We start from the raw sequence: 17808 nt of genomic DNA on the forward strand, positions 1-17808 counted from the left end.
AAATGGTGATTTTCGAATCCGTAAAAATGACCAAAATGGGGTGTAGGTGTTTGTACCGAATTTTGATATTTAATTGAATTTTATATTGAAATTTCAATTGAATAAAAACTGCTGAAGCATTTTTAACTATCTTTGAAAACTATAACAAACTAATAATGTTCAACGAAGATTCGAGGGTTAAAATTCCGGCAATATTACATTTGTGCAGATTGGGGTATATCTATATTCCAAAAAGTAAGCAGGAAAGACTGGAAGAAAATAATATATTTACTGAAATTTTTAAACGTTCCGTTTCTAAGATTAATAATGGGATATCAAAAGATGATATAGACCGTTTATTAATTGATGTTTCTTTAAAACTTAAAGATGATGATTTAGGGAGGGAATTCTTCAGAAGCTTAATAAATACTTCAGGACTAAGACTTATTGATTTTGAGAATTTCAGTAATAATGAATTTCATGTTACTACAGAACTGACTTATCGAAAGGGTGATGAAGAATTCAGACCGGATATCACGATTTTAATTAATGGAATGCCATTGGTTTTTATTGAGGTTAAAAAACCAAACAATAGAGAAGGCGTAATCGCAGAGAGAAATAGAATCAATAAAAGATTTGCTTTAAAAGATTTCAGAGCATTTACCAACATCACTCAACTCATGTTATTTTCAAATAATATGGAGTATGAAGATGGAGTAGTTGAGCCTGTGATGGGAGCTTATTATGCAACACCTTCTAAGGATGGAGTCATGTTCAATTATTTCCGTGAAGAAGAACTGCTGAATTACACCCGTCTTCTTAAATCTGAGAGTGAAGAATTAGAAAATTTCATTCTTAAAGACAATAATATCGTTGCGATCAAATATACAGACGAATTTAAAATCAATAAGAATTACGAAACCCCGACCAACCGAATTATTACTTCTCTGCTTTTAAGAGAACGGTTGGCTTTCTTTTTACAATTCGGGATTACCTACGTTGAGCGGACTAATAGAGAAGGCAAAATTATTATTGAAAAACACATTATGCGTTATCCCCAGTTTTTTGCTTCGAAGGCTATTGCACAGAAATTGGATGAAGGAATAAAAAAAGGAATCATTTGGCATACACAAGGTAGCGGTAAAACGGCATTGGCATTTTATAATGTAAAATATCTTACTGATTATTACCAGAAGAAAAATACAATTGCTAAATTTTATTTTATTGTAGACCGGATAGATTTGGCAATACAGTCACAAACGGAGTTCCGTTCAAGAGGATTATCAGTGAAAATGGTTAATTCCAGAACCGAATTTATTCAGGATATTAAAAAAGCAAGTGCCATTTTAAACAGTAGCGGAGAGCAGGAAATAACAATAGTGAATATTCAAAAGTTTTCTGATGACAGCACCGTTTTAGAATCTTTCGACTACGATTTAAACATTCAGAGAATTTATTTTATCGATGAAGCGCACAGAAGCTACAATCCTAAAGGGAATTATTTAATCAACCTCCTGCGTTCAGATAAAGATGCAGTAAAAATTGCCTTAACCGGAACTCCTCTATTAAAAGAAGTTGCCAAAGATTATGATTCCAAAGCTTTATTTGGAGAATATATTCATAAATATTATTACAACCGTTCTATTGCCGATGGTTATACATTGAGGCTTATCAGAGAAGGTATTGCCACCACATACAAAATGCAGATGCAGGATGTAATGGAGCAGATAAAAATACTAAAAGGTGAAATATCCAAAAGCGAAATCTTTGCTCATCCTAAATTTGCCGAACCAATGCTTGAATACATTCTGAATGACTTAAAAGATTTCAGGAAAAAAGACGACGCTATTGGCGGAATGGTAGTTTGCGATACATCGGAACAGGCGAAGGAACTCTTTCATCAGTTTGAAAAAATCTATGGAAAACAGGAATTCGATTATGCAGTAGTACGCGAAGAAAGAGCTAAATATGGAAACAAAACTCCTTTAAAGGCCAGTCTTATTTTACATGATGTCAACTCTAAGGACATCAGAAAACAGGAGATTGAAGCTTTTAAAAACGGAGATATCGACCTGTTATTTGTGTACAATATGTTGCTTACAGGTTTTGACGCGCCTCGTCTTAAAAAATTATATCTGGCAAGAGTCGTGAAGAATCACAATTTATTACAGACTCTGACACGGGTAAACCGGCCGTATAAAAAACACCGTTTCGGGTTTGTAGTCGATTTTGCAGACATCACCAAAGAGTTTAAAGAAACCAACGAAAACTATTTCCAGGAGTTGCAACAGGAATTGGGTGATGAAATGCAGAATTACAGCAACCTTTTCAAATCCAGAGAAGAAATAGAACATGATGTACTGGAAATCAAGGAAAAGCTATTTCAGTATGATATAAAAAATGCTGAAAACTTCCGTCTGCAAATGGATGAAATTAAAGATAAAAAGCATTTGACGGAACTCATCAAAGCATTACAAAATGCCAGAGAACTGAAAAATATCATTCGTTTGCAGGGAGATGATGAATTGCTTGATCTTTTAGATTTCTACAAACTTAATCAATTACTGAAAGAAGTTCAGAGAAGGCTGGATACCTTAAATTTGATTGAGAGCATCAACGATGAAACGGATAATACCAACCTCATCAATACTGCGTTGGAAGATATTTTCTTCCAATTTACCAAAATTTCCGAAGAGGAAATGATTTTGGCAGATCAGCTCAGAAATCAGTTGAGACAAACGCGTGAAGAACTGCAGCGGAATATTGATCCTGCAGATCCTGAATTTGTTACTTTACGGGAAGAACTGGAGCGTATTTTTAAAAATAAAAATCTGGACGAAGTCAACCAGGAAGATATGCGGGATAACATCCATATTTTAAGCAGAATCTACAGTGAGGTAAAGGAACTTAACCGTAGAAATGCTTTGCTGAGAGCAAAATATGAAAACGACGAAAAGTACACCAGAATCCATAAAAGATTGGTAGATAATCCGGCCCTCAATGCTAAAGAAATACAAATTTATGAAGCTTTATTGGGAACTAAAACGGTAATAGACGATATTTGCCTCCGCAATATAGAACTGGTGAAAAATGAAACCTATTTCAATCAGGAAGTGATGAGTATTGTGATCCAGCAATTCATAGATTCCCAACGCATGAACCTGGATTTTGACACTACGAAAAATATTAATGATCTTATTGTAAAAGAATATAAACAACAATATACCCACAGTTAAACAGAAATGACGGAGATACAGTTTATCACGCAGACCAAAACCTTAATAGACGGACTAAAAAGTGTTTGCGCAAACTACGGATTAGGAAATGATGCCAGCGAATTCAATATTATTTCACAGGTATTTCTTTACAAATACCTCAATGACAAATTTATATACGAAGCCAAAAAAATAGAACCTGAATTGTCTCAGGCAGAAGATTTTCAGTCGGCCTATGAAAACCTTCCGGATGATAAAAAACAGTTTCTTCTGGCAAGAATAGGAAACAAAGCAGCAAAACTTAAACCGGATCAGCTGATTGCTTACCTGTTCAACAATTCTAACCAGCCCAATTTCGGAGAAGCCATTTTTGACGGTACGTTAAGAACCATCAGCGCAGAAAACATAGATATTTATTCGGTGAGTTCTGCAACCGGCGTAAAAGATAAAATGTTTGATGATATCAGTCTTTTTATCAGAGATGCTTCGCAGCGTGATGCTTTTTGTCGTGCTTTACTCAACAAACTGGTGAACGTAAGTTTTGAAAAAATGTTCACTGAGAAATACGATTTCTTTGCCACGATTTTTGAATATCTGATTAAAGATTACAACAGCGACAGTGGCGGTAAGTATGCCGAATATTATACGCCTCATGCGGTAGCAAGAATTATGGCGGCGATTTTGGTAAACGGTGAGGCGAATAATGCCAAAGTTTATGACCCCAGTGCGGGATCCGGAACATTGCTGATGAATATCGCCCACGCCATTGGTGAAAAAAACTGTACCATTTATTCGGAAGATATTTCTCAAAAGTCTGCAAATATGCTGAGATTAAATTTAATTCTGAATAACCTTCAGCACTCGATCCCGAATATCATTAAAGGAAACACCATTTTACAGCCGGCCCATCTTGACCGGAAGTTTGATTATATTGTTTCCAATCCTCCGTTTAAACTGGATTTTTCAGATTATCAGGCAGACCTTACCAAAGACAGTTTTAAAGAAAGATTTTTTGCAGGCGTTCCTAAGATTCCAAACAAGGATAAAGATAAAATGGCGATTTACCTCTTGTTTATTCAGCACATTATGTACAGTTTGGATACCAAAGGTAAAGCCGCAATTGTTGTTCCTACAGGATTTATCACGGCACAAAGCGGGATCGAAAGAAAAATAAGGGAAGCATTAATACAACGCAACTGGCTGCGTGGCGTGGTAAGTATGCCGAGCAATATTTTTGCGAGTACAGGAACCAATGTTTCTATTGTATTTATAGACAAAGAAGCCGACAGCGAAAAGATAGTCTTGGTAGATGCTTCTAAACTGGGAAAAAACATTAAAGAAGGCAAAAACCAAAAAACCGTCCTTACTCCATTAGAAGAACAACGCATTATTGATGCCATGAACCAAAAGAATGCAGAGGACGATTTTTCTGTATTGGTAACCAAAGAAGAGGTAATCGCCAAAAATTACAGCTTTTCTGCGGGGCAATATTTTGAAGTGAAGATAGAATATGTAGAAATTACCGCAGAAGAATTTGCGCAGAAAATGCAAACTTACGAAAGCAATTTGAGTCAATTGTTTGCAGAAGGAAATGAGTTGGACAAAAAGATTTTGGAGAACTTAAAAGGGTTGAAGTATGATTAAGTATTTTTTTGAAGATATTGTTAGTAAAAATGATGGTTTTTTAAGAGGACCTTTTGGAGGAGCATTAAAAAAGGACATCTTTGTTGATAAATCTTCAAATACTTATAAAGTATATGAACAAGGAGTCATTCTAAACAAAGATTCAAGATTAGGTAATTATTATATTACTAAAGAATATTTTGATAAGTCTATGTATAGATTTGTTGCTAATCCAAAAGATATTTTAGTGTCCTGCTCAGGTGTTAATTATGGAGCAATATACCAGTTACCTGAAAATTCTGAAGTTGGTGTAATAAATCAAGCACTGTTAAGAATTAGATTAAATACAGATATTGTTGATGATAAATATTTTATATATTTATTTGAAAATCTTATTTCTAAAAGAATCATAGGAGGTAGTGGAGATTCAACAATTCCTAACTTTCCTCCAATGAATTTTATTAGAAAAGTTCCAGTTGAATTACCTGATTTAATCACCCAACAAAAAATAGCATCTGTCTTATCCGCTTTAGATGATAAAATAGAACTCAACGACCGCATTAATACAGAATTGGAAGCGATGGCAAAAACACTATATGATTATTGGTTTGTACAGTTTGATTTTCCGGTTTCCGGTACCTTGGCTTCGACTCCGCTCAGCCAACAATCGGTAGCCGAGCGTGAAAGAAATAATGTAGTCGAGCGTAAAGGAGTTATGGTAGCCGAGCGGAGTCGAGGCTACAAATCTTCCGGTGGAAAGATGGTGTACAACGAAACGCTAAAAAGAGAAATCCCTGAAGGGTGGGAGGTGAAAAAGCTTGAAGAATTAGGTAATTTTAAAAATGGAGTTAATTACAATCCATCAAATCCGGGTAATATACCGTGTCCTATAATTAATGTAAGAAATATTAGTGGTTCCAGTTATTTTATTAAGAATGAAGATTTAGATATTATATATTTAAATGAAAATGATGTTAAAAAATATTCTGTAAATGAAAATAGTATTATAGTGGCAAGAAGTGGAATTCCTGGAGCTACGAGATTAATATCGGATTTTTCAGAAAATACACTTTACTGTGGTTTTGCAATTCATTATGAAATTTATAATCCATTATTCAAAAATAAAGTCTTTTTTTATTTGAAATCTTTAGAAGAATTAATTAAAAATGGTTCAGGAGGAACAATTATGAAAAATGTTAATCAACAATTACTAAATAATTTAATAATTAGCATTCCTGAAAAAAGTATATTATCAGCATTTAATAGAAAAATAGATATAATTTTCAAAAAAATTAATAATCTTGAAAAACAAAACCAAGAACTCTCTGCCTTACGAGACTGGCTCTTGCCCATGCTGATGAATGGGCAGGTAAAGGTGGAATAAAAAACTAACTATAAAAAAATTAATAACTATAACCTATGAACCAAGAACTTTTTCAAAAAAAATGGAATCAATACAAAGAAGAATTTTTTAAAGATTCTTCGATATACGACGAAAAATACAAATGGGACGTTTTAAAGCAGGTTTCAGATAAATGGAATTGGAATGTTGATGATAAAATCACAATGTTTAAAGAAGCTTTTGAAGTAAAGGGCAGGAATAATCTGTGGACAAGTATCAACTATTACCCGACCACAATGGCTACCTGGTTTTTCAATGACTTTCCGGATGAAACATTGGCCGCCTTTGAAAACCTGTTTAATGAAGAGACAGACCTGCTTACACGTCTGAATGATTTCAAAAAGTATTTTGATAATCAGCTTACATTACTTCAGGATAAATATCCGGATAAAAAACTCAATTATCACAGTCAGGACATCCGGTCAATGTCGCTTTATCTGTTTTTGCAAAACCCATCAAAGTATTCACTTTTTAAATTCAGCTTTGTTAAAAATTTTGCAGATCAGTTGGGTATGGGCTTTATAAGAAAAGGACAAAACCATAATTATATCATCTATCTTGAAATTCTCAATCAGATTAAAGAAATAATACTTTCTGATCCATTCATTCAGCAGTATCGGCAATACAATACCGAAAACAATCTTTATACAGATGAATCTTTGCATTTGCTGATTCAGGATTTCATGTATTGTTCGGTTACTTACAATCATACTTCCGAAAAAAGATATTGGCTCTATTCCCCGGGAGAATCTGCTTATAAATGGGATGAATTTTATGATCTCGGAATTATGGCTTTAGGATGGGATGAACTCCAGGATCTGAACAGCTATTCAAATGGAGATGAAATTAAAAAAGCTTTGTATGATGCCTACGGAGGTAATGAAAATAAGTCTAATGCTACCATTGCAAATGATGAATTTATCAACTCGATGAATATCGGTGATATCATTATCGTTAAAAAAGGAAGAAAACAACTGATGGGATTTGGAGAGGTTAGTTCAGATTACTATTATGATGCAGACAGAGAAGATTATAAACACGCCAGAAAAGTTGAATGGAAAAAGAAAGGAGAATGGAATATAGATCAACACATGGTTGTAAAAACGCTAACTGATATTACTGGTTACGACTCCGGGTTAGATGATGGCAAAAAATATTATGAATATTTACTTTCAATGATGGATAACAATTTAACAAAGTATGAAAATGAGCATATTATAAATTTGCTGCAATACAAAAAGCAAATCATCTTACAGGGGCCTCCCGGAACGGGAAAAACAAGAGAAGCAAAATCAATTGCACAAAATATGTTAGGACTTGATGAAAAGGAACTTCAAAAAAGCGAACAATTTAAAATCATCCAGTTTCACCCGAGCTACACCTATGAAGATTTTGTTAGAGGAATTGTTGCAGAATCAAAAGGTGATAAAATTGAATATAAAAATGTAAATAAAATTTTAGGGGAGTTTGCTGATGCAGCGTTAAAAAATTATTTAGATTCAAAGAAAATCCCGGAACAGGTTTCAAAAGAAAACTGGGTAAATACTCAGTATGTTAAATTTAAAGAAAGTATACAGAAAGAAATTGAGACGGATAATGAAGTATTGATTAAAGAAGGAACAAAACCAAAGATTACTTTTGTTGAAGATGATTCCCTGAGAGTGAATCGTTACAGTAACGAAAACGATTCTGTTCTGGTTAAGGATTCGGATATTATTAATGGTTATATAGGGTTGTATTTATCCGAAATGACAAGTAAGATCAGAAACAATGAATTGTTGTCTAAATCTGCAAGAAGCGGAATGTATTATCTTTACCAAAACCTGGTAGAAAAGTTTAAAAAATATCTGGATGAAAACAATTTGCAGTATAGTACTACAAACGAGACTAAAAAAATAGAGAAAAAAAACTACATTCTTATCATCGACGAAATCAACCGTGCCAATCTCTCATCAGTCTTAGGCGAATTAATTTACGCATTAGAATATCGTGGAGAAGAAGTTGAAAGCATGTATTCGGTAGATGATTCATTAACGAAAAATAAACTGATCCTTCCGCCAAACCTATACATCATTGGAACCATGAACACCGCAGACCGAAGTGTAGGACATATTGATTATGCCATCAGAAGAAGGTTTGCTTTTGTGGATATTATACCAAAAGATTTAACATCAGAAATGGAAGAAGGAAAATTTTATACAGATCTGTTTTCTGCTGTAAAAGCACTTTTCACAGAAAATGAGTATGAGACTAAATCAGATTTTATTTCTCAGGAATTTGAACCAAAAGATGTGGCTTTAGGACACTCTTACTTTATTGATAAATCAGAAGAAGGAGGAGAGATGAAAGTACGCTGGAATTACGAAATTAAACCTATCCTTCTGGAGTATGTAAGAGATGGAGTTTTAAAAGCTGATGCTTTGGGACAAATTAATGAAATTGAAAATCAATTTACTTTAAAAATTGAGTAACGATGGGCATCATTCTGAAAGAACATATTGAGTATAAATTAATTATTACTGAAGAAGAAAAAAAATTTAATTTAAATAAAAAAGAGCATTTGCTTGCTTCTCCAAAACACTTACCGGAAATCTTGCCACGTGTCTTTAAAAAAGAGCGTGGCAAAGAATACCTGTGTTTTAAAAAGCAGAATATTTCCGAAAAAGAAATTAAGATTAGCTCTGATTATTTTGTGGGGATTGACTGGCTCACTACAGACAAAAGCCGCTTTATTCAGGTAGAACCAAAGCTTAATGACAAAGTTGTAGAATCTTTTGAAAAAGTTTCTGATATCGAAAATGAAGATATTTCTGAAAAAGAAATAGAACAATGGGATAAAGAAACTAAAGATGAGATTGAGACTTCAGGTAATGAATACGAAGTAAATGTAATCGAAATGCTCATGCAGATCATGTCTCACTCCGAAGTATCCAGACATACTGAAAATTTATTACTTGTCGATTGGGAGGATCATGAGATTTTAATTAATCAGAAGCAGGATTTATTAACTCCTTTTCTGGTGGTTAAATTTCTTAATCTGTTAAAAGACATCACTAGAAAAGGTTTAAAAAAATCATACTATAAAGAACAGAAAAATCTCAGAAACAGAGTTAAAGGTAAAATTTTAGTCGGGCAACAGATCAGACAGAACGTTTTTAAAAACAGACTGACAAACACATTTTGCGAATACCAGGTTTTCGGAGAAGATTCGCTTGAAAATCGTTTTCTGAATAAAGTATTTATTTTTTGTACCAATTATGTGGAGAACAATAAGATTTATTTTAAAGACGAAAATGAAATTTTTTGGTTAATCAATTATATTCGTCCGTCGTTCGAGCATATTGGATCAGAGATTAATATTCATGAGATCAAAAATTATAAGCATAATCCTTTTTTCAAAGAATACAAAGATGCCATCAAAGTCGGGCAACAGATTTTAAAAAGGTTTTCTTACAATATTACCAAAACGACTGAAGAAAAAATCTCTACTCCTCCGTTTTGGATTGATATGCCGAAAATGTTCGAGCTGTATGTCTATGCCCAATTATTGAAAGATAATCCTGAACTTAAAGCAGAGAACTTCAATTATCAGTTTTCAACCCATGGGAATGCTTTGGATTTTTTGATTTGCAGCGGTGATAAAAAAATTGTGGTGGACGCTAAATATAAACTGCATTATAATTACAGTCAGGTTCATAATGATATAAGACAGGTTGCAGGTTATGCAAGATTAAAAAAAGTAAAAAATCAATCTCCTCAATTAAATGAAGAAATAGAATGCCTGATTATTTATCCAAAACCAATTGATGGTATTTGTAATAATAATTTAAATCTAGGTGAATTAAAATGGGATGAAGTTAGTGTCTATCATAAAGTTTATAAAATAGGGATAAGTTTACCGACTATAAAGTAGATAGAATATTGAAAATATTTATTTGAGATTGCTTCGCTTCGCTCGCAATGACTTTTCAATTCACCACTCCGCCACCAGAAATCCTCACCGCATACTCACTCCCTAAAAACCTCGGATCTCCGTGCTTCTCGGACCAGAAGCCATCAAGTACATCTTTGCTGATCCAGCGGTAGACGGCAACGCCTTTATAAATTTCCTGATCGCCGCCTTCATACCGGAAGTTGATGACCAAAATGCCGTCTTTATAAAAGCCGGTGCCGCGCTGTTCGTGATCACCGATCAACCATTCGGCGATAATGCGGTTATTTTCGTCAAGAGATAAGGTCAGGATTCCCTGATAAGAAATGTTGTCATTTTCTTCCTGATTGCTGCCCTGAATGGCATAGCTTCCTGCGAGATCCTGTATGGTCATGGATGATATTTACCGCAAAGGTAAAAATTCCGGATCATTTTTTTGTGTTAGATTTTCGGTTATGTTTTATGTAATAGCATTCATCAACATCATCAACTTTATTCTCTTCAGGATTGATAAGCGTAAGGCGGTAAAACACCAGCGAAGAATTCCCGAATCTACTCTGTTATCATTTACCTTCTTAGGCGGAACTCTGGGAGCTTTGCTGGGAATGATTGTGTTCAGGCATAAAATATCAAAAAGAAACTTTTTAATAAAGTTCGGATTCATTGTTTTGATTCAGGCTGCTTTCATTTATCTGTATGGAAAATACTCTTAAAAATATTGTTTAAACACAAAACAGTTATTTGGAAGTTTTTGTTTAGATATTCAGGACAATTGTCTCAATGATAAAGGTTTATTCTAAGTTTTTATTTAAAACTCTCATTATGAATTTGTTAATTAACAAAACTTATTGGTGAGTATTTCATTAAAAATCATTACTTTTGCACCCGTAAAAATCTTTTATGCAAAACATTAGAAATATTGCGATCATCGCACACGTTGACCACGGTAAGACGACTCTGGTTGACAAGATCATTCACGCTACCAATATTTTCAGAGAAAATCAGGAGAGTGGAGAATTAATTATGGATAATAACGATCTTGAAAGAGAAAGAGGGATCACGATCTTATCCAAGAATATTTCTGTTACTTATAAAGACACGAAAATTAACGTAATCGATACACCAGGTCACGCCGATTTCGGTGGGGAAGTAGAAAGAGTACTGAAAATGGCAGACGGGGTAATCCTTCTGGTAGATGCCTTCGAAGGACCAATGCCACAGACCAGATTCGTACTTCAGAAAGCTTTGGAGCTGGGACTAAGACCATTGGTGGTTATCAATAAAGTAGACAAACCAAATTGTCGTCCGGATGAAGTTCACGATCAGGTATTTGATTTGTTCTTCAACCTTGAAGCTACCGAAGAGCAATTGGATTTCCCTACGTTCTACGGATCTTCAAAACAAGGTTGGTTCAACACTTCTTTGGAACAGACTGAAGATATTTTACCGTTATTGGATGGTATCTTACAATACGTTCCGGCACCTAAAGTAACAGAGGGTAATCTTCAGATGCAGATTACTTCCCTAGATTATTCTTCTTTCTTAGGAAGAATCGCTATCGGAAAAGTAACAAGAGGTGAACTTAAAGAATCTCAATGGATCGGACTTGCTCAGGCAGACGGTAAAATTGTAAAAGGAAAAGTAAAAGAATTATACGTATTCGAAGGATTAGGAAAGAAAAAAGTAACTGAAGTTCAGGCAGGTGATATCTGTGCTGTAGTAGGTTTCGATGCTTTCCAGATCGGAGATTCTTTCGTAGATCTTGAAAATCCTGAACCATTGGAAAGAACGGCAATTGATGAGCCTACGCTGAACATGACGTTCTCGATCAACAATTCACCTTTCTTCGGGAAAGACGGAAAATATGTAACTTCAAACCACCTGAAAGAAAGATTAACCAAAGAATTAGAGAAAAACTTAGCATTAAGAGTTCAGCAGACAGATGATGCTAATACTTTCTTGGTTTTCGGTAGAGGTATTCTTCACTTGTCAGTTCTAATTGAAACGATGAGAAGAGAAGGATATGAAATGACAATCGGTCAGCCACAGGTTATCTTGAGAGAAGATGAAAACGGGGAGAAATTAGAGCCTTATGAATCTTTGGTTGTTGACGTTCCTGAAGAATTTGCTTCAAGAGTAATCGATTTGGCAACGCAGAGAAAAGGAGACCTTCACATCATGGAAACCAAAGGAGAAATGCAGCACATGGAATTCGAGATTCCTTCAAGAGGTTTGATCGGATTGCGTTCTCAGATGTTGACAGCTACTGCGGGAGAAGCGATCATGGCACACCGTTTCACAGAATATAAGCCTTTCAAAGGAGCTATTCCGGGAAGAAACAATGGGGTATTAATCAGTAAAACTCAGGGACCTGCTACGGAATATTCAATCAACAAACTACAGGACAGAGGTAAGTTCTTCGTAGATCCGGGAGAAGAAATCTATGCAGGGATGATTATTGGTGAGCAGAATAAACCTGGAGATCTTGTTGTAAACATCGTTGAAGCAAAACAGCTGAACAATATGAGAGCTGCAGGAAAAGATAAAGATACAGGTGTAGCACCGAAGATCTTATTCTCTCTTGAAGAATGTATGGAGTATATCCAGGGTGATGAAGCCATTGAGGTAACCCCGAACTTTATCCGTATGAGAAAGAAAATCCTTTCCGAAGAAGAAAGAAAAAGAGTGGAAAGATCAGCGAAAGCGTAATCAACCCTTTATAAATACAAAGCTCCGATCATTCGGAGCTTTTTGTGTTTAAATAATATATACAAACCTTGAAACAGTTTGCAGAATGAGATCTGCACTATCCGTGAAATCAGCGAGAGAATAAAACATGACTTCATAGAAATTCTTTGTGAGCTTGGCTAATGAAATGTCTTAGCGAACTTAAAATCAGCAGTATTCAAAAAACTCTTAGTGTTCTTTGCGTTTAAGAATATATTGCGGTATCGAGATGTTTCCAACATGACAAACTCATGATAAACAAAGCTTTTCGTTAAAAAAGTAAAAAGAGAATTACCTTGATTAATCCAACTTTTCGCTGAGTGAAACGCCTTAGCTAACTTAAAAAAACACTTAGTATTTAAAAAATCTTCGCGGTCTTTGCGCTAAAAATATAATTTGATATGAAGATGCTTTCAGCATGACAACCTCATGATAAGATATAATATGTAAAAAAAGCATTACATTACTCCATTCAGCCTTTTCACCTTTGCGAACTTAAAAAACAGCTAGTAATTAAAAAAAATCTTCGCGACCTTTGCGTGAAAATATTACTTTATTTCATTTTATTCTCGTAATTTAAATCAACAAAATAAATTAATGTAGTTTTGCAGCTATGAGAATAAATTACTTAAAACTAATCATATTATCAGGAGCTTTTACATCATTCATTTCCTGTTCAACCCAAGGCAATGCCGTAAAAGCTTCCACCCCCACAAAAAACACAGCAAAGACCAACAATAATACAACGCCGCCGCCGGGTCCAAAACCTATTGCTATGATTCCGCCCGAAGAAACTTTCAGAACAGATCTTCCCGAGATTAAAAGAGAATTTCGCGGAGCTTGGGTTGCCAGCGTAGCCAATATCAATTGGCCTTCAAGAAACAACTTATCCGTTCAGCAGCAAAAAGCCGAAGCCATCTCCATGCTTGATATGCTAAAAGATAATAATTTCAATGCCGTAATCTTTCAGGTACGGCCATCTGCTGATGCCTTATACACAAGCAATATAGAACCCTGGTCATATTTTCTGACCGGGCAGACCGGTTCCGCTCCTTATCCGAATTATGATCCGCTCCAGTTCTGGATCGATGAAGCACACAAAAGAGGACTGGAACTTCACGTATGGCTGAATCCTTACCGTGCACATCATTCCAACGGAGGCTCACCAAACAAATTGTCGATGGTAAATAAACTTTCTGATATTGTGGTGAGATTAAAAAACGGAATGTACTGGTTTGATCCTGCCAACCCTAAAACACAGGGACACGTTTCTAATGTGGTTAAAGACATTGTGAAACGTTATGATATAGACGCAGTACATTTTGATGACTATTTCTATCCGTATGCCACTTACAACAGAGGTGCTGATTTTCCTGATAATGCCACATGGAATGAATACCAGAGAAATGGAGGAACGCTTTCCAGAGCAGACTGGCGAAGAGATAACGTCAATAGATTTGTAGAAAGAATTTACAAAGAAATCCATGCAGAGAAAAATTATGTACGCTTTGGAATCAGCCCGTTCGGGATCTGGAAACCGGGTTATCCGCAGGGAGTGGTGGGGTCTTCGCAGTATGACGAATTGTATGCCGATGCAAAATTATGGTTAAATAAGGGTTGGGTAGATTATTTTTCGCCACAATTATACTGGCCTGTGGAGTCTAAAGGACAACCTTTTGAATCCCTGCTTCGTTGGTGGAAATCTGAAAATACCTTAAATCGTCATCTGTGGCCAGGATTAAATACGGTTGAAATAAGAGTTTCAGACCGCCCTTCAGAAATCAGAAGTCAGATTGAGATTTCGAGACAGATTCTGGGAAATGATGCTGGAGAAATACACTGGAGTATTGCAGGACTAACAAAAAATGCAGCGATGCTTCCTACTTTAAAAAATGGACCTTATAAAGAAAAAGCATTAGTGCCTAAAACGCCCTGGATAAAAGCTGCAACTCTGCAAACCCCGACTTTATTTATTAATGATAACGGAAGTTTTGCACAGATAAGCTGGAGCACCAAAAATATAGGAGAGGTTTTTCAGTGGGTGCTTTTCACGCAGTATAACGGGGTTTGGGAAACTGAAATCCTTACACTGGATCAGCTTTCAAAAGAAATTCCGAAATATAAAGACGGAAGAACTCTGAATGCAGTTGCCATCAAAGCCATCGACAGATTAGGAAACGAAAGTGATTATATGGCAAAAAAGGTAAAGTAATCTATCTTAAATTTATAATGTATTTTTAGCATTAAGAAATTAAGCACCTTAACTTACAACATTTAATAAAAATCAATGTATTGATTCCTTAACTTGAATAAATTCCCCTCCTTTGGAGGGGTGGATAAATTTTCAGGGAAAATTTAGACGGGGTGGTTTATAGATAGTCAATAGTGAAAACTTTGTCTCACTTTTAAATGAAAGACTGTCACCCCTAGCCCCGATTGCAGTGAAAATCCTTTTTTTGCTGTTGAAAATCCCTCTCCCGAAGAGAGGGATTTAGGTGCGGAGAAAAAAGATTGCAACGGAAAGCGGGAAATTGCTTCTTATAAAAAATAAATAGAAGCAATTCGACATAGTCAAAAAGCTTCTGAAAAATTGAATATCCTTTGAGTTTAAACTGCTGTTTTATGAGTATAGAAGTTTAGAATAACTATAAATTATCAACTTAAAATAAAGAATTTCAGTCGCTTATAAATTGGCTGATTTCAAGAACTCGTATTAAAAATCTTCTCGGAATCATTTTTGCATCTTATTCAACCATAATCACTAAAAAATATCAATTATGAATACCAAAAGACTTTCCGAAGCGATGGAAAAAGCGCTCAGTGACCAGATGAATAAAGAAATTCACGCTGCACACGTTTTTTTATCTTATGGAATATGGGCAGATGATAAAGGATATCAGGGAATTGCCAACTTTCTATACAGACACGCTCAGGAAGAAAGAAACCATTCAATTAAATTTATGGAATATGTTCTGAATAGGGGAGGCAAACCAAAAGTGGAAGCGATACCAGCACCACCCGCCGATCCTGAATCTCTGACTGCCTGCTTTGAAGGGGTGTTTAAACACGAAGTGGATAATACAACTGCCATTTACAAACTGGTAGATATGGCACTTGAAGAGAAAGACTGGGCAACATGGAATTTCATGCAGTGGTTCGTACAGGAACAGATAGAAGAAGAAACACTTGCGATGGATCTACTTGACAAACTGAAAATTGCAGGAGGCGACAGAGCGACAGATGAGTCGTTATTTACTTTAGATAAAACATTAGAAAATACACCTAACGATGTTCCTCTGGCGCAGGAAGCCACAGGAGACAACCCATAAAAACCCAGTTCGCTGAATTGAATTATTAGAAATCTGCTATATTTGGCAGATTTTTTTTATTATGAAACTCTCTTTAAAATCACTATCTTTGCACGCTGAAAGTTCAGGGTTCTAATCATAATCAGACTTTGAACAATAAACATTAAACTTTGAATCTAACGTTATGAAATGTGGAATCGTAGGCTTACCGAATGTAGGTAAATCAACTCTTTTTAATTGCCTGAGCAACGCAAAAGCACAGTCTGCCAACTATCCTTTCTGTACCATCGAACCCAATTTGGGAACGGTTTCTGTACCGGATCAGCGACTTTTTGAGCTGGAAAAAATAGTAAAACCGGAGAGGGTTTTGCCTGCGGTTGTAGAAATTGTTGATATTGCAGGTCTTGTGAAAGGGGCTAGCAAAGGAGAAGGATTGGGAAATCAGTTTCTAGCGAATATCCGCGAGTGCGAGGCGATCATCCATGTTTTAAGATGTTTTGATAACGGAAACATTGTTCACGTTGAAGGTTCAGTAGATCCTTTAAGAGATAAAGAAATTATTGATATCGAACTTCAGCTGAAAGATTTGGAAACTGTAGGTAAAGCAGTGGAAAAAGCAAAGAAGTTCATTAAATCTGGCAAAAAAGAAGATATTCTTACATATGAGACTCTTCAGAATCTTCAGAAGTTCCTGGAAGACGGTAAAAATGCAAGAGAATTTGCAACAGATGATACTACGAAATCTATTATCAGTGACGTACAGCTATTGACCAACAAGCCGGTATTGTATGTTTGTAATGTTGATGAAAACTCCATTAAAAACGGCAACGAATGGATAGGTAAAATCGAGGAAATGGCTCAAAATGAAGGAGCAGAAGTGGTTGTTTTAGCAGCTCAGATCGAGGCGGATATCAATGAACTTGAAACTTTTGAAGAAAGAGAAATTTTCCTTGAAGAACTTGGGCTTACAGAACCGGGAGTAAATCGTCTTATCAGAAAGGCTTATGACCTCTTGAAGCTTCAGACTTATTTCACTGCTGGTGTTAAAGAAGTAAGAGCCTGGACAATCGGGCAGGGCTGGACGGCACCTCAGGCTGCAGGAGTAATCCACACCGATTTTGAAAAAGGATTCATCCGTGCGGAAGTAATCAGATATGATGATTATATCCACTACGGTTCCGAAGCGAAGGTAAAAGAAGCCGGAAAACTTTCTGTAGAAGGTAAGGAATATATAGTAAAAGATGGCGACATCATGCACTTCAGATTCAACGTATAAGAAAAATATTAAAGTTAGTTGTAATAGAAAAGCGCTCCCGATTGATTTTGGGAGCGCTTTTTGAAATAATATATAAAATGTTTACTACTTAAACTTAATCAATAAGCTGGCATTTTAATTCCACACAGCCTATCCCAAATTTTCTGCATTCACCAGTTCCAGGATCAACACAGATTTCTTTACCTCCTGTCACCGATCTCAACTGTTTTTTGTTCAATTTTCTTCCGTTGTTCAGATTTAAATTTTTCATAATACTAATTTTTTGATTTGATATATACTAAGTTATAAAATATTTTTTAATAAATCACATGGTTTTGATAAAAATTTTATTAACTCAGATTAGCAAA

The 17808-nt window shown here is 35.3% G+C and carries 12 protein-coding genes; 10 read left to right on the forward strand and 2 right to left on the reverse strand.

Annotation, left to right across the window (positions count from 1 at the left end; genetic code table 11):
• Window positions 1-155: 155 nt before the first annotated feature.
• From BLR30_RS04445 to BLR30_RS04465, 5 genes are read left to right on the forward strand one after another with little or no spacing between them, the layout of a single operon-like run.
• Window positions 156-3215 (forward strand): type I restriction endonuclease, encoded by a 3060-nt coding sequence (locus BLR30_RS04445; RefSeq protein WP_228400710.1) that lies wholly within the window; start codon window positions 156-158, stop codon window positions 3213-3215.
• Window positions 3216-3221: 6 nt separating this feature from the next.
• On the forward strand, window positions 3222-4838 hold the full coding sequence (locus BLR30_RS04450; protein ID WP_089855379.1) for an HsdM family class I SAM-dependent methyltransferase: 1617 nt from the start codon (window positions 3222-3224) through the stop codon (window positions 4836-4838).
• Complete coding sequence (locus tag BLR30_RS17535; RefSeq protein ID WP_139164587.1) at window positions 4831-6201, forward strand: restriction endonuclease subunit S; 1371 nt, start codon at window positions 4831-4833, stop codon at window positions 6199-6201. The genes BLR30_RS04450 and BLR30_RS17535 overlap by 8 nt, the downstream gene beginning before the upstream one ends.
• 35 nt (window positions 6202-6236) lie before the next feature.
• Complete coding sequence (locus tag BLR30_RS17840) at window positions 6237-8690, forward strand: AAA family ATPase (protein ID WP_228400711.1); 2454 nt, start codon at window positions 6237-6239, stop codon at window positions 8688-8690.
• A 2-nt stretch (window positions 8691-8692) separates the two neighbouring features.
• Window positions 8693-10132 carry a 5-methylcytosine restriction system specificity protein McrC gene (locus BLR30_RS04465; protein ID WP_089855382.1) on the forward strand — a complete coding sequence of 480 codons (1440 nt, stop codon included), beginning with the start codon at window positions 8693-8695 and terminating at the stop codon, window positions 10130-10132.
• A 55-nt stretch (window positions 10133-10187) separates the two neighbouring features.
• Here the strand turns inward: BLR30_RS04465 and BLR30_RS04470 are convergent, their stop codons facing one another.
• Window positions 10188-10544, reverse strand: a complete 357-nt coding sequence (locus BLR30_RS04470) for a hypothetical protein (protein WP_089855385.1) — start codon at window positions 10542-10544, stop codon at window positions 10188-10190.
• Window positions 10545-10605: 61 nt separating this feature from the next.
• Between BLR30_RS04470 and BLR30_RS04475 the strand changes: the two genes are divergently transcribed.
• The 5 genes from BLR30_RS04475 (at window position 10606) to ychF (ending at window position 17461) form a co-directional block, all read left to right on the forward strand.
• Window positions 10606-10863: a DUF1294 domain-containing protein gene (locus BLR30_RS04475; RefSeq protein WP_089855916.1), complete on the forward strand. Its 258-nt coding sequence runs from the start codon at window positions 10606-10608 to the stop codon at window positions 10861-10863.
• Window positions 10864-11050: 187 nt separating this feature from the next.
• The gene (gene typA, locus BLR30_RS04480; protein ID WP_089855388.1) at window positions 11051-12859 is read left to right on the forward strand and encodes a translational GTPase TypA; all 1809 of its coding nucleotides are present in this window, start codon (window positions 11051-11053) and stop codon (window positions 12857-12859) included.
• 631 nt (window positions 12860-13490) lie between these two features.
• A complete protein-coding gene (locus BLR30_RS04485) occupies window positions 13491-15089 on the forward strand; it encodes a glycoside hydrolase family 10-like protein (RefSeq protein WP_089855391.1) in 1599 nt (532 codons plus the stop codon).
• Window positions 15090-15654: 565 nt separating this feature from the next.
• Window positions 15655-16206 carry a ferritin gene (locus BLR30_RS04490; RefSeq protein WP_089855394.1) on the forward strand — a complete coding sequence of 184 codons (552 nt, stop codon included), beginning with the start codon at window positions 15655-15657 and terminating at the stop codon, window positions 16204-16206.
• Window positions 16207-16369: 163 nt separating this feature from the next.
• Complete coding sequence (gene ychF / locus BLR30_RS04495; protein WP_089855398.1) at window positions 16370-17461, forward strand: redox-regulated ATPase YchF; 1092 nt, start codon at window positions 16370-16372, stop codon at window positions 17459-17461.
• A 94-nt stretch (window positions 17462-17555) separates the two neighbouring features.
• Here the strand turns inward: ychF and BLR30_RS17655 are convergent, their stop codons facing one another.
• Window positions 17556-17711, reverse strand: a complete 156-nt coding sequence (locus BLR30_RS17655) for a hypothetical protein (protein WP_175443600.1) — start codon at window positions 17709-17711, stop codon at window positions 17556-17558.
• Window positions 17712-17808 lie beyond the last annotated feature (97 nt).

The organism is Chryseobacterium taeanense, from assembly GCF_900099685.1.
GTDB lineage: Bacteria > Bacteroidota > Bacteroidia > Flavobacteriales > Weeksellaceae > Chryseobacterium > Chryseobacterium taeanense.